This is a genomic window from Chryseobacterium cupriresistens, from assembly GCF_046614675.1.
In the GTDB taxonomy this organism is placed as follows: Bacteria; Bacteroidota; Bacteroidia; order Flavobacteriales; family Weeksellaceae; genus Chryseobacterium; species Chryseobacterium cupriresistens.
Genome location: NZ_JBKKJT010000053.1, coordinates 1 through 280 on the forward strand (window position 1 = coordinate 1; position 280 = coordinate 280).

General features: G+C 64.3%; 1 protein-coding gene. It reads right to left on the bottom strand.

Annotated elements, in window-relative coordinates; all coding sequences use genetic code 11:
• Positions 1 to 280: DUF7379 domain-containing protein (locus tag ACLI50_RS22630; RefSeq protein WP_411414686.1), on the bottom strand; the 280-nt coding region annotated here is incomplete at both ends.

Sequence of the window (280 nt, forward strand, 5' to 3'; positions counted from 1 at the left end):
TGAACAGGTCCAGATCGGACAGCCGCGGGTTGGCGCAGACGCGTGCCAGCACCTCGGCGACCAGTCCGCCGCGCGAATGCGTCAAGAGGTGAAGTCGTGCTTTCCTGGGCGCCGCTTCGGCGAGCGTGATGGCATTGGCGATCGGACTAGCCCCGAGCGTCGGATGGTCGAGGGCATAGACCCTGTTGTCATAGGACTTGAACAGCGCAGCCACCAACTCCGGGTGCTCGGTCCAGAGCTTGCCGAACGTGCCGGTCGTCTGGCTGAAGGTTCCGTGGAT